Source organism: Spongiibacter nanhainus (assembly GCF_016132545.1).
GTDB classification, from domain to species: Bacteria; Pseudomonadota; Gammaproteobacteria; order Pseudomonadales; family Spongiibacteraceae; genus Spongiibacter; species Spongiibacter nanhainus.
Genome location: NZ_CP066167.1, coordinates 1590842 through 1603645 on the forward strand (window position 1 = coordinate 1590842; position 12804 = coordinate 1603645).

Annotated in this window: 10 protein-coding genes and 2 tRNA genes; 10 read left to right on the forward strand and 2 right to left on the reverse strand. The window is 57.0% G+C overall.

Annotated features, from left to right (window positions below; translation table 11 throughout):
- Positions 1 to 96 precede the first annotated feature (96 nt).
- Entirely contained in the window at positions 97 to 2247 is a 2151-nt protein-coding gene (locus tag I6N98_RS07195; protein ID WP_198571110.1) for a PQQ-dependent dehydrogenase, methanol/ethanol family, read from the forward strand.
- 506 nt (positions 2248 to 2753) lie between these two features.
- On the opposite strand, the gene queD is transcribed toward I6N98_RS07195, so the two are convergent.
- Positions 2754 to 3113: a 6-carboxytetrahydropterin synthase QueD gene (gene queD, locus I6N98_RS07200; protein ID WP_198571111.1), complete on the reverse strand. Its 360-nt coding sequence runs from the start codon at positions 3111 to 3113 to the stop codon at positions 2754 to 2756.
- Positions 3114 to 3407: 294 nt separating this feature from the next.
- Here queD and I6N98_RS07205 point away from each other — a divergent pair.
- The 4 genes from I6N98_RS07205 to I6N98_RS07220 all read left to right on the forward strand — a co-directional run bounded on the left by I6N98_RS07205 (position 3408) and on the right by I6N98_RS07220 (position 6082).
- Positions 3408 to 3483 (forward strand) — tRNA-Val (locus I6N98_RS07205).
- Between the two features lie 47 nt (positions 3484 to 3530).
- Positions 3531 to 3607: transfer RNA gene (locus I6N98_RS07210), tRNA-Asp, on the forward strand.
- 185 nt (positions 3608 to 3792) lie between these two features.
- Positions 3793 to 5199: a hypothetical protein gene (locus I6N98_RS07215; protein WP_198571112.1), complete on the forward strand. Its 1407-nt coding sequence runs from the start codon at positions 3793 to 3795 to the stop codon at positions 5197 to 5199.
- 10 nt (positions 5200 to 5209) lie between these two features.
- Positions 5210 to 6082: a 1-aminocyclopropane-1-carboxylate deaminase/D-cysteine desulfhydrase gene (locus tag I6N98_RS07220; RefSeq protein WP_198571113.1), complete on the forward strand. Its 873-nt coding sequence runs from the start codon at positions 5210 to 5212 to the stop codon at positions 6080 to 6082.
- Here the strand turns inward: I6N98_RS07220 and I6N98_RS07225 are convergent.
- Positions 6079 to 7023 (reverse strand): DUF1853 family protein, encoded by a 945-nt coding sequence (locus I6N98_RS07225; protein ID WP_420496987.1) that lies wholly within the window; start codon positions 7021 to 7023, stop codon positions 6079 to 6081. The two genes, I6N98_RS07220 and I6N98_RS07225, sit on opposite strands and share 4 nt — an antisense overlap.
- Positions 7024 to 7086: 63 nt before the next feature.
- Between I6N98_RS07225 and I6N98_RS07230 the strand changes: the two genes are divergently transcribed.
- The 5 genes from I6N98_RS07230 to pepN all read left to right on the forward strand — a co-directional run bounded on the left by I6N98_RS07230 (position 7087) and on the right by pepN (position 12756).
- Positions 7087 to 7998, forward strand: coding sequence for an NAD(+) kinase (locus tag I6N98_RS07230; protein WP_198571574.1), 912 nt, complete (start codon positions 7087 to 7089; stop codon positions 7996 to 7998).
- The gene (locus I6N98_RS07235; RefSeq protein ID WP_198571115.1) at positions 7991 to 8857 is read left to right on the forward strand and encodes a rhomboid family intramembrane serine protease; all 867 of its coding nucleotides are present in this window, start codon (positions 7991 to 7993) and stop codon (positions 8855 to 8857) included. The genes I6N98_RS07230 and I6N98_RS07235 overlap by 8 nt, the downstream gene beginning before the upstream one ends.
- A 36-nt stretch (positions 8858 to 8893) precedes the next feature.
- Positions 8894 to 9160, forward strand: coding sequence for a YeaC family protein (locus I6N98_RS07240; protein ID WP_198571116.1), 267 nt, complete (start codon positions 8894 to 8896; stop codon positions 9158 to 9160).
- A gap of 3 nt (positions 9161 to 9163) precedes the next feature.
- Entirely contained in the window at positions 9164 to 10003 is an 840-nt protein-coding gene (locus tag I6N98_RS07245; protein WP_232787491.1) for a DUF2797 domain-containing protein, read from the forward strand.
- Positions 10004 to 10104: 101 nt separating this feature from the next.
- On the forward strand, positions 10105 to 12756 hold the full coding sequence (gene pepN / locus I6N98_RS07250; protein ID WP_198571117.1) for an aminopeptidase N: 2652 nt from the start codon (positions 10105 to 10107) through the stop codon (positions 12754 to 12756).
- Positions 12757 to 12804: the final 48 nt, after the last annotated feature.

Sequence of the window (12804 nt, forward strand, 5' to 3'; positions counted from 1 at the left end):
TGATCCCCTTACTCTCTGAGTCGGTCAAACTTACGTCTTTTTTTTGGGGCCTGTGTCCAGGCCTGCGAGCTCATTGCGAGATGGAGACCAACAATAATGTTCCTACGCCTGCTGCTGTGTTGCCTGGTTTTGTTTACTGCCGGAGGGGCCTGGGCGCAACAGGGCGGTGCTGCCGCCGGTGTTGATACTGACGCCATTGCCGCCAATCCCGGTGGAGACTGGCTGTCCTACGGTAAGAGCTATCGTGAACAACGCTACAGCCCGCTGAAGGCGATCAATCGCGACACCGTGGATAAGCTGGGCTTGGCGTGGTCGTTCGACACAGATTTCAACCGGGGTTTGGAAGGAACACCGCTGGTGGTTGACGGTGTGATGTATGTCACTGGCAACTGGAGTGTGGTGTATGCGCTGGATGCCCGGAGCGGCGAATTGCTCTGGAAGTACGATCCCGAGGTACCGCGGGAGTGGGCCAAGATGGCCTGTTGCGACGTAGTCAATCGCGGTGTGGCTCTCTACGAGGGCAAGATCTTTGTTGGTACCTTGGACGCCCGGCTGATTGCCCTGGACGCAGACACTGGCGACAAGCTCTGGTCCACCCAGACCGCTGATATCGACAAGTACCCTTACACCATCACCGGCGCTCCCCGCGCCGCCAAAGGTCTGGTCTTTATTGGCAATGGTGGCGCCGAATACGGGGTGAGGGGCTTTGTCGCCGCCTACGACGTGGATACCGGCGAACAGGTGTGGAAGTTTTACACGGTACCCGGCAATCCGGCTGATGGTTTTGAAAATGATGCCATGCGGCGGGCCGCAGAGACCTGGACCGGGGAGTGGTGGAAGTTCGGCGGTGGTGGCACGGTGTGGGATTCCATCGTCTACGACCCCGAGCTGGACCAGCTCTACATCGGTGTGGGCAACGGCTCACCTTGGAACCACCGGGTTCGCAGCCCTGAGGGCGGCGACAACCTTTACCTGTCATCAATCGTCGCTCTCGATCCGGACACTGGCGAATACCTGTGGCACTACCAGGAAACCCCCGCTGAAACCTGGGATTACACGGCGACTCAGCCCATTATGCTGGCGGATATGGAGGTCGACGGTGAGTCGCGCAAGGTAATTTGGCACGCTCCCAAAAACGGCTTCTTCTTTGTGATCGACCGCGAGAGTGGTGAGCTAATTTCCGCCGATCCCTTTGCGCGAATCAACTGGGCCACTCATTACGATATGGAAACCGGTCGTCCGGTAGAAACCGATATCGCCCGCTTCCCGGAACAGGCTGAGTTGATTAGACCCTCCTCAATTGGTGCCCACAATTGGCACCCCATGGCTTTTAGTCCCGATACTGGCTATGTCTACATCCCCACCATGGAAAGCCTCTACCAGTATGTCGACGATGAGAATTTTGAGTTTCAGTGGGGTCACTGGAACTTTGGTGTCGACCCCGAGCAGCCCGGAGTTCCCGATCCGGTGTTATCCCAGTTCCTGATCAGAAAAATGACCGAGGGACATTTGTTGGCCTGGGATCCGGTGGCCCGGGCGCCTGCCTGGAAAATTCAGCACCCCCTGACCTGGAATGGTGGGGTACTGGCGACGGCCGGACGCCTGGTCTTTCAGGGCACTTCTGATGAGCGCTTGCTGGCTGTGGCCGATGATAGTGGTGACATTGTTTGGTCGTACCCGACCCGCGCGGGCATTATGGCGCCGCCGGTAAGCTACGAAGTCGACGGTGAGCAATATTTGACTGTCCTGGTGGGGTGGGGCGGCGGTTTTGGCTTGATGGGAGGAATGTCCCGGGATCACGCGCCACCTCCCAGCCGAGTGCTGACCTTTAAGCTGGGCGGTGAGGCGAGCCTGCCCGAAAACCCACCCCTGCAAATCCATGAGCCACCGCCGCGCTTGACGGAAGACGAGGAGGTGTTGAGCCGTGGGCGTAACCTCTACCACCGTTACTGCAGTGCCTGCCACGGTCAAGACGCCGTGTCTGGCGGGGGCGTGCCAGACCTGCGGCATCTGCCCAGGGTGTTTCACGACAACTTCAATGCCATTGTTTTGGACGGCATCATGAAAAAAGCGGGAATGGTTGGTTTTGACGATGTTCTCAGTGAGGAGGATGCATATGCCATCCATGCCTATATTTTGGACCGGGCCAACTTGGATAAAGAGTGGCGAGAACAGCCGGCCTGGTGGCAAAGTGTTAAGACTTGGTTCTATGACCTGTTATCGTCATTAATCGCCTGGATCAGTTAGTCCCTGGCGCTTCAAGGCGTAGCAAAGAAAGGCGGCCTTTATGGCCGCCTTTTTTGTGTTCAGTCGAGCGTATTATTTCTTCAGAGCAGGTTTGTGGAAATCCCTTATTCCAAAAAGCCAAATAGTGGGCCTCACCCTTGGCTGCGGGGCTAACGTTTTCCCTATGGTAACGGAAATGCACAGTTTTCCGTTGGCAGGGTTGTCCACATATTCTGTGGATAACTTGGTGGGTAAGTTGTCAATTTAGCGCTAAAACACCGCTACTACCGGGCCTGTAACAAATTGTTCAAAAATTAATCATTTGATATAAATATATATAAAACAATTAGTTAAGGGTTTTTTGTAGAAGTTTTATCAGGTTTTGTCGCTAAAGTGTCACTCATCGGTCAGGAAGGCCATAGCTGTGAATAAGTGTTACGTCAAGAGTTGACGATGGTAACGTGTTACCAAAATGCACTTTTTTGTGCGAGAGCTAGAATGTGCAATTTTATGGTGCGTGCAAACGCCTATTTCGGACCGGTATACACGCATCCGCTGGTGCACGTTTCCCGCAGCTCGACCCGGCTCAGTGCCGGTAATTGGGGTTTGAGTTGATCCCATATCCAGATAGCCAGGTTTTCGCTGGTGGGGTTTTCCAGGCCGGGGATATCATTGAGGTAATGATGATCCAGCCTGTCATAGGTGGGCTGGAAAATTCGCTTGAGGTCTGAAAAATCCATAATCCAGCCTGTTTCCGGCTCGGGTTCGCCTTCTATATAAAGGCCGACTCGAAAACTGTGGCCATGCAGGCGCGCACATTTGTGGCCCTCGGGTACATTGGGCAGGCGATGGGCCGCCTCGAAGGTGAACTCTTTGTATATTTCCACGGGGCATCTCGGGCTGGAGCAATAAATGAGGGGTATATAGTCCCTGTCTTCTGTCTCGCCCAGGGTCTTGTCGCGGGCGAGGGCGCCTATGGTAATCACCCTGTGCCCACCTGTACAGCTGCGCCTAAGTCGGCGTGATTACGGCTCTCTAGAAGGCCGTCATTTACGCTCAGAGGTTGTATAAAAAATGAGCAAAATCAGCGGTATAGCTATTTTTCATAAAAATTTAAAAAAATCGGGGAGAAGGTTTGACAAGCCAATCCATTACTGTAGAATGCGCCTCACTCGAACGACGGGTGGTTAGCTCAGCTGGGAGAGCATCTGCCTTACAAGCAGAGGGTCGGCGGTTCGATCCCGTCACCACCCACCAGAGTCGAGTCGTCTAGGCAGCGTAATTTGCCCGATCTAAAAGTATGCGGACCGGTAGTTCAGTTGGTTAGAATGCCGGCCTGTCACGCCGGAGGTCGCGGGTTCGAGTCCCGTCCGGTCCGCCACTTTTACCAGAGTCGTCTGGGTTTTCTGACCTCCTTCCTTTATACCCTTTTACACCTTACTACCAATGTGTCGTGCCGCGCATATTGTGCGACTCTTTCGTCTTTGTGTGCCTGCAAGTATTCCGCAAAATTTCTGTGAACGCGTTATAGTCTCCCCAGAAAGATAAAGCGCCAGGAGCGGTATAGTGCAAGCGTTGACCGAAGCGATCATGTTCTTTCGCGACGATCGAGTTGTGAAGGAGATGTTCTATACAGAGTTTGAAGCAGTGCTGGATGATGTGGTCGGTATTCCCGATTTTTCCGGCGAGCACCTTCACGCCTGTTTTATCCAAATTAGCCAGCGTCTCAAAATTGTCGGCGCTGTATTCTTCACCATTCAGTTTGATCGCACCGGCAGGGTGGGCCGAGGCTGGAATATTCCCCTTCGTCACCTGCTAGACCAAGCCAGTTTTGGCCCGGATCTCGGCGAGGGACCGGCGCGGGTTGCCTGCCGCAGTGCCTGTCCGGTGTCTTGGTATCGGGACCAACTGTGGGATCCGGTTATGCAGGGAGACGGCACCTTCGACGAGCTGAGCCGAGCCGTGCAGCGCAATCGGCTGGGTATTATTGCCGATCAGGGCAGCCAGCTCGGCCCAAAGCTCGGTGTGTCGAGCTTTTTCAGTCAGCAGGCCAGCCCCGAGCCAGATGTCGATGGGGCAGTGTCAGAGGACACCCCCGCGAGGCCAATTGAGCCCCCTGTTGCCGCAGAGCCTCCAGCTCAGCAATCCACAGTCGCCGCGCCACAATCCTGCTTTAATCGCCGCTACCGTGAGAAGCTTACCGCCATGCGCGGCGCCGAGCGATTGCGTTTTGCCACTCAGGCTGAGCACTATCAACGGGAAATCGCTGAGCTGGAGGATCGCCACAGCGAGGCGTTGGCGCAGCGGGAGTCGGTGATCGCCAAATTAAAAGCGCGATTGACTGAGAGTGCCCAGAAAAACGACCAGCTTAGTGCCAAGCTCGATAAACAGAGCCGCTGGCTGGAAGAGAAGCAGCGGGAAATCGAGGCTCATGTCCACGATGCGGGAGATACGCGTCTGGAGAGTGAGATTGCCACGCTTAAAGACAGCTATGACGAAGAGCTGCAAAAGCAGCTGAAAGAGCAGGCGGGGCAGTACGAGGAGTCCATCGCCAAGCGGGAAGAAGAAATCTATCAACGGGTGATGGAAGTGGTGGAACTGCGCAGTGAGCTGGGCGAATTGCGCACCCAAAACCGCCAGCTAATGCTCAACAGCGACAAGCACCTGTTGGACGATATGTGCCAAAAGGGGCTGTCATTTGTCGCTTACCACCCGGGTATCGAGCACCTGGTGATTACGCGGGACGAGCTGCCGGAATACCTGCGTGACCCCATCGCTTTTGCCGCCCAGCGCTGCCGCGTTGATATCGAGCTCTACCAGGCGTGGTTGCTCCACTATCGCTTGCCGATCTGTCGCTACTGCGACAGCGATGGCGAGGTATGCGGGCAGCCAGTCGCCAAGGTGAAGCGCCCCAGCTTATTCCGTCCCGGTGAAAACGATCGCTGTCAGCAGCATATGGCGTCGTTGAATTAGAGGTGTGTCATTGGCTCCGGTCATTGAAAGCTTGGCCGGGTGGCGAGACCCCGGTATCGATATCCTGCGGCTCGATCAACTCCACGGTGCGGCGTCCGGCAACAAGTGGTACAAGCTGCAGCGGCATCTGGAGGCTGCCCGCCAACGGGGTGCCGCTACTCTGGTAAGCTTCGGCGGGCCCTGGTCCAATCACCTCCATGCTTTGGCCGCCCTGGGGCATCAGGTTGGTTTGTCTACAGTGGGTTTGGTGCGGGGCGATGGGCAAGACTCCACGGCGATGTTGGAGGACGCCAAGCGCTGGGGCATGACCATTCAGTTTGTTGGCTACGGTGCCTACCGGCGCCGTTACGACCCGCAGTGGCAGGCGGATTGTCTTACTGCTTTTCCCAATGCGTATCTGATTCCCGAGGGTGGCGCCGGTGAGCTGGGCTTGCGGGGCTGTGCCGACATTGCCAGATGGATACCCCAAGGGGTGTATCACCGTGTGATGCTGGCCTGCGGCAGCGGCACCACCCTGGCCGGCCTGGCCAGTGCTCTGCCTGTCACTACCGAGGTGGTGGGTATTTCGCCCTTAAAGCAAACGGCGCAAGTGGAGCGTGATATTGCCACAGCCCTGGCGGGGAGACCGGCTGCGCCGTGGAGGGTGGACAAGCGCTTTCATCTCGGTGGTTTTGGCCGCCTCAGTCCCGAGCTCGTGGAGTTTGTGCCGGGCTTCGAGGCGGATCAGGGCATTCCCCTGGATCCGGTGTATACCGCTAAACTGTGCTATGCCGCCGCTGCAATGCACCGCACCGGAGAGTTGGCTGGCTGGGGGCGGGTGCTGCTTGTGCACACCGGCGGCCTGCAGGGGCGCCGGGGTTTTCCAACGGTATTTGGTGATTAGCTCCCGGCAGGCCGGCGGTGCTGGGGCCAGTCGTCAGGGGTAATAAATTGCCGCTGTCCCGCGGGATTAATCGCCATAATGGGCCGTTGCTGGGCCCGGCCCAAGGCGTCGCTATCAAATGGCATGCCCATGCTAAAGTCTGCTGCCAGCCAGTCAGGTTTGGCCAGTACTCGCCATCTTTGTATTTCACCGCTCGCCAAAAAGGTAGACACAGTTTGCCAGTGCCCTCGTAAATGGTCGGGGTGCAAGTTGGGGCAGGGGTGAACCTCTGCCTCGGGCGGGTAAAACAGCATGCCGCCAAAATGGAGCTGTGTGCTGACCCCACTGATGCCCAATTCGGCAAGTTGGCGGTGGCCGAATCTCGTTCGAGATAAGCGCAATTGGTGGTCGACCAATCTATCCAGTTTGCGGTCCAGCCGATCGGCGCTGTTGGGCCCCAGCCAATTGGACAGCGGATTGTGCTCGCCGCTGGGGTGATAAAGGAAGAATTTAACTGCCAACTCCAGGTGAAAGTAACGCCCAGTGCTGTGCTGATAGTAAATGATATCGAATTCCCCGACGGTGCGTTTGCCGTCTCGCACTGCCAGGTTGTGGGCGGTGAGCTCACAGTCCGGATCGTTACTGATAAAGAAATGCCACAGGCTTTCAAATACCAGTCCTAGCCGGGGGCTGTGGCAATGTTGCTCGAGGTGGTCCCGCAGTGGGCGGTCATCGGCGTCTAAACTAGCCAGCCAGCGTTTGCGGGTCTCGTTGAGAGGCAGGTCGGGCGGGGTGAGGGCGGGGCCGGAAGACTGGGGATCGGAGGGCAAAAGCACTGGGCCGAAACAGCTCCAGGCCAAGGCCCGTACCCAGGGAGAACGGTAGTGTTGATGCTCGGGGCTGGCGATCAGGTGGTCCTCGCATGTTATTAGATAAAAGTGGCAACTGCGCCGTGCGACCACGCAACGGTATTTTTGCGCCCCGCGGCGTGAGTATAATGGCCCCTTGCAATGAGTGGCAGTGATATGGAGCAATTCCGCAACATCGGGGTTATCGGCCGAGAGGGCAACGGGGTGATAGAAACCCTGGGACGCCTGCTGGCATTTTTAGAGGCCCGAAATCTAAAAGTGGTGCTGGACCAGGAATTGGCCCAATTGGTACCGGTGACTCAACCGATCCCCAACGAGCGGGTCGGCGTTAGCCCCCGCAAAATGATCGGCGAAGTGTGCGACCTCATTATTGTGGTGGGGGGGGACGGCAGTCTGCTCGGTGCGGCCCGCACCCTGGTTCGTCACAGTGTGCCGGTGCTGGGCGTAAACCGAGGCCGTTTAGGCTTTTTAACCGATATTTGGCCCGACGAAATCGAGTCCCAGGTGGGGCCCGTACTGGATGGGCAGTTCCGCCTGGAAAAGCGCTTTTTATTAGACGTCGAGGTGCAGCGGGATAACGAGCCAGTGGGGCGCGGCGACGCGCTCAATGATGTGGTGCTCAACTCCGGGACTTCCGGTCACATGATGGAGTTTGAATTGTTTGTCGACGGTGAATTTGTCTACCGGCAGCGTTCGGACGGATTAATAGTCTCCACCCCCACGGGCTCCACGGCCTACTCGCTGTCCGCGGGCGGACCAATCATGCACCCCAAGCTGGATGCCATCGCCATCGTGCCGATGTTCCCCCATACCTTAAGCAGTCGCCCCATCGTGGTGGACGGCAGTAGTGAAATTAAAATGGTGGTGGGCCGCAGCAACGTGGTGGAGCCGCCAGTGACCTGCGATGGTCAGGTGCGTCTCACCACCAAGCCGGGAGACTGTATTTACGTGCGTAAGAAGCGTCACAAATTACGGCTGATTCACCCCTTGGATCACAGTTTTTACGCTAGCTGCCGGGACAAACTTGGCTGGGGCGGCCACTTGCCCCGCGAGGATAGCGATGACTGAAAACGTGGCGTTACGTGCGGCGCTAAAACTGCCACTGGATGTGTCTCTCAAGACGTTATCCTCTCTGCTGTGGCAGTACAATATTCCCCACCGTATCACCGAAGAGCAGGGCAAACAGGTTCTGTGGGTGGGCAGCGACGCCCATTCCCAGCAGGTGCAAACGCTCTACCGGCAATGGCGGGAGGGTGAGCTGACCCCGACCGACACAGTAAACCTTCGCACTGTAAGCCGCGGGCGGAGCCGTCGCCACCTGCTACACACACCGATGGTTCTGGTGTTGCTGTTGCTCAGTGTCGCCGGCGCCGGCCTGGTCACACTGGATCGACAGTTCCAGTGGATACCCTTACTGAGCTTTTATCAGTTTGAGATTGTCGGCAATCAATTGCAGGGCAGTTGGCCTACCGGCGAGTACTGGCGTTTGGTTACGCCGATATTTTTACATTTTGGTCTGCTGCACATTGCCTTTAATGGCCTGTGGCTGTGGGAGCTGGGCGGAATGATTGAGCAGCGCCGCGGCCCCTGGCATCTGCTGGGTGTGGTCTTGCTGGTGGCGACCGGGTCCAACCTTGCTCAGGCGATGGTGAGTCAGTCGCTATTCGGTGGCATGTCCGGCGTTATCTACGGTTTGCTGGGCTACATCATTGTCTGGAATCGCCTGCGCCCAGACCAGGCTTTTCCACTAACGCCTGGAATCGCGGTCGTCATGTTGCTGTGGTTGGTATTGTGTTTTGTCGGTTTTGCCAAGCTACTGGGCTTTGGCGACATCGCCAATACCGCTCACCTTAGTGGCCTTATTCTGGGGCTGGTTTTAGGCGGGTTCTCGGCCCTCACGTCCCGCCGCGCGCCGCCGGCCCTCTGATATACTTGTTTCCTTATTAACTCGGTTGCACTAGCCATGGACTATCAACAGCTTATTCAGCAGATGAACCCCGATATCTACCGCGCCCTTAAGCTGGCGGTGGAAATCGGCAAGTGGCCCGATGGTCGGCCATTAACCCCGGAGCAACGGGAACATTGCATGGCCGCAGTGATCGCCTACGGCGAGCAGCGCCTGCCGGAGCAGGAGCGGGTGGGCTATATCGATCGTGGTAGCAAAGCCGAAGGTGAAATGTGCGACGACCAGCCGGTGGATCCACTGCAGACTATCAAGTGGGCTAAATAGTCCATGGCTGAATCGGAATTACGTGGGCCTCTGGCCAAGATGCGCGCCGCCCTGGACGGCGAGCAGGCGCAATACCAATTGCGGGTCGGTGACGACGCTCTGGATTTAAACGGTCTGCTGGGTAATACCCTTAAGTTGACCTTCCTTGAGCAGATCAACTGCGTGCATTGTGGCCGTGCCACCAAGAAGAGTTTCAATCAGGGCTACTGCTTTCCCTGTTTTAAGCGCCTGGCTCAGTGCGATAGCTGTATTGTCAGCCCGGAAAAATGCCACTACTTCGAGGGTACCTGCCGGGAGCCGGAGTGGGGCGACGAGCATTGCATGATTGACCATATCGTCTACCTGGCCAATTCTTCGGGGGTCAAAGTGGGTATTACCCGTCACAGCCAGGTCCCCACTCGCTGGATCGACCAGGGAGCCGTGGCGGCGCTGCCGATTTACCGGGTTAGCAATCGCCTGCAGTCCGGCTTGCTGGAAACGATCTACAAGGCCCATGTCGCCGATAAGACCAGTTGGCAGGCCATGCTTAAGGGCTCGCCGGACGAGGTGGACCTGGCCGCGCGCCGGGATGAGCTGGCCGCGGAGTGCGCCAACGAGGTAGCTATGCTGCAGCAGCGCTTCGGCGTGCAGGCGCTACAGGCCATAGATTCGGTGCCCCCGCAGCACATTTCTTACCCGGTGCTGGAGTATCCTACCAAAGTGAAATCCATGAACTTCGACAAGCAGAGTAAGGTCGAAGGGCAGCTGCTGGGTATCAAAGGCCAATATCTGATTTTTGATACCGGTGTTATTAATATTCGTAAGTTTGGCGGCTATCAGGTAGCGTTTTCCAGCCTTGAATAGGCCCTTACGGCCGTAAAATCGAGGTTTTCTCTCCAGATAGACATTCCGTCGATAGGTCGGCAATGCCGGCGACAACAGTGCCGACAGGCAGGAGTTTTACCATGCGCGACGCGCAACCCCGCACAATTTACCTCAAGGACTACCGAGAACCGGATTATCTAATCGATCGCACTCAGTTGCGTTTTGAATTGGCAGAGGAGTCGACGGTGGTGGACTCGGTGCTCACCCTTCGGCGCAATCCCAATGCAGAACCGGGGCCGGCGGAATTGACCTTGCACGGTACCGAGTTGGAGCTGTTGGCGCTGGAAATCGACGGTCAGCCGGTAGCACAAGAGCGTCGCCGGATCAGTGGCGAGACACTGCACATTGAGGGTGTGCCCGACGCCTTTACCCTGTCGTGCCGAACTCAGATTCGCCCACAGGAGAACACCTCGCTGGAGGGGTTGTACAAATCCAGCGGCATGTTTTGTACTCAATGTGAGGCCGAAGGTTTCCGCAAGATCACTTACTACCTGGATCGCCCCGATGTGATGTCGGAGTTTGAGGTGGAAATCGTCGCCGAGCGGAGTCGTTACCCGGTTCTGCTATCCAATGGCAACCTGACGGTAGCCGAGGAACTGGAGGACGGGCGCCACCGCACGGTGTGGCACGATCCCTTCCCTAAACCGGCTTATTTGTTTGCGCTGGTGGCCGGGGACTTGTCCCGGGTGTCTGACTGCTTCACCACCTGCAGTGGTCGGGAGGTCGACCTGCATATCTATGTCGAGGACAAGGATCTCGATAAATGCGACCACGCCATGACCTCATTGAAAAATGCCATGCGCTGGGACGAGAAAGTGTATGGCCGCGAGTACGATCTGGATATCTTTAATATCGTCGCGGTGGACGACTTCAATATGGGGGCGATGGAAAACAAAAGCCTCAATATTTTCAACACCTCCTGCGTGCTGGCCAAGCCCGAGACCACAACAGACCTGGGCTTTCAGCGCGTAGAGGGCGTGGTCGCCCACGAGTACTTCCACAACTGGTCTGGTAATCGCGTGACCTGTCGTGACTGGTTTCAGCTGAGTTTGAAAGAAGGCTTCACCGTATTCCGGGACGCGCAGTTTTCCTCCGATATGGGCTCGGCGACAGTAAAGAGGGTGGAGGATGTCAGCCTGCTGCGTACCGCCCAGTTTGCCGAAGATGCCGGTCCAATGGCGCACCCCATTCGCCCCGACTCTTTTATAGAAATCTCCAATTTCTACACCGTCACGATCTACGAAAAAGGCGCCGAGGTGGTGCGTATGCTGCACACCTTGCTGGGACCGGAGGATTTCCGCCGGGGCAGCGACTTGTACTTTGAGCGTCACGACGGTCAGGCGGTGACCTGCGAGGATTTCGTCAAGGCGATGGAAGATGCCAGTGGTCGCGACCTGGGACAATTCCGGCTGTGGTATTCCCAGGCTGGCACGCCCCGCTTGAAGGTGGCCGGGTACTATGATGCCGACAGCGAAACCTACACCCTGACTGTTCAGCAGCAGTGTCCGCCCACACCGGGGCAAGCGGAGAAGGCGCCCATGCATATTCCCCTGGCGGTGGCGCTGTTGGGTGAGGCGGGGGCACTGCGGCTGGAGCTGGATGGAACCCCTGCGGACCCGGAAACCTCAGACAACACCCAGATGGTGCTGGACGTGACCGAAAGCGAACAGCGCTTCGTGTTCAACAACATTAAAGAAGAGCCGGTACCCAGCTTGCTGCGGGGTTTCTCGGCTCCGGTAAAACTGGACTACGACTACAGTCGGCAGCAGCTGCTGCGGCTGATGCGAAGCGACAGCGATGGCTTCTGTCGCTGGGACGCCAGCCAGGTTCTGGGGGTGGCGGAGATTCGCCGCGCCATGACTGCCGATGCCGACAGCTACCAGGTCAGCGAGGACTTGGTCGATGCCTTTCGGGCCTTGCTGAGCGATGACTCCCTGGATAAAGCCATGGTGGCACTCACTCTTCAGCTGCCCTCTGAGGCGTATTTGGCGGAAGTGATTGAGCCGGTGGATGTACACGGTATCTATCGGGCCCGTGAAGCGGTGCGTTATGCGCTGGCGGAATCGCTGCGAGATGTGTTGATGGCTTGCTACCGCGCCAATACCAGTGACGAAGTCTATCGTCCCGAAGCCGATCAGATTGCCCAGCGCAGCTTGAAGAATACGGCCTTGGCCTACCTGATGTTGTGTGACGATGACGAGTGCCAAGGTTTGGCTAAGGCGCAGTTCGACAGTAGCCAGAATATGACTGACCGGCTGTCGGCGCTGACTGCGTTGGTGCACAATCTGCATCCCTACCATACCGAGGCGCTGTGGCGGTTCTACCAGGACTGGCAACACGAACCGCTGGTGGTCAATCAGTGGTTCCAGGTCCAGGCTACCAATCGCCAGCCGGGTACGCTGGAAACTGTTAAAGAATTGATGGCTCACCCCGCCTTTGATATCCGCAACCCCAACAAAGTGCGGGCATTGATCGGTGCCTTTTGCGCGCAGAATACGGTGAATTTCCACCAATCCGACGGAGCGGCCTATCAGTTCCTGGCCGATCAGGTGAAGCAATTGGATCGCAGTAATCCGCAAATTGCCTCGCGCCTGCTGGTGCCCCTCACCAAGTGGCGCAAGTATTTGCCTGGCGCTCAAACCCTGATGAAAGACGCGCTGAACAGCATTATGGCGGTGCCGGAACTGTCCAGCGATGTCTTTGAGGTGGTATCGAAAAGTCTCCAGGAATAAGGTTTGACCGATAGGGAATAAAAAACGTATTTGTTATAACTATATGTG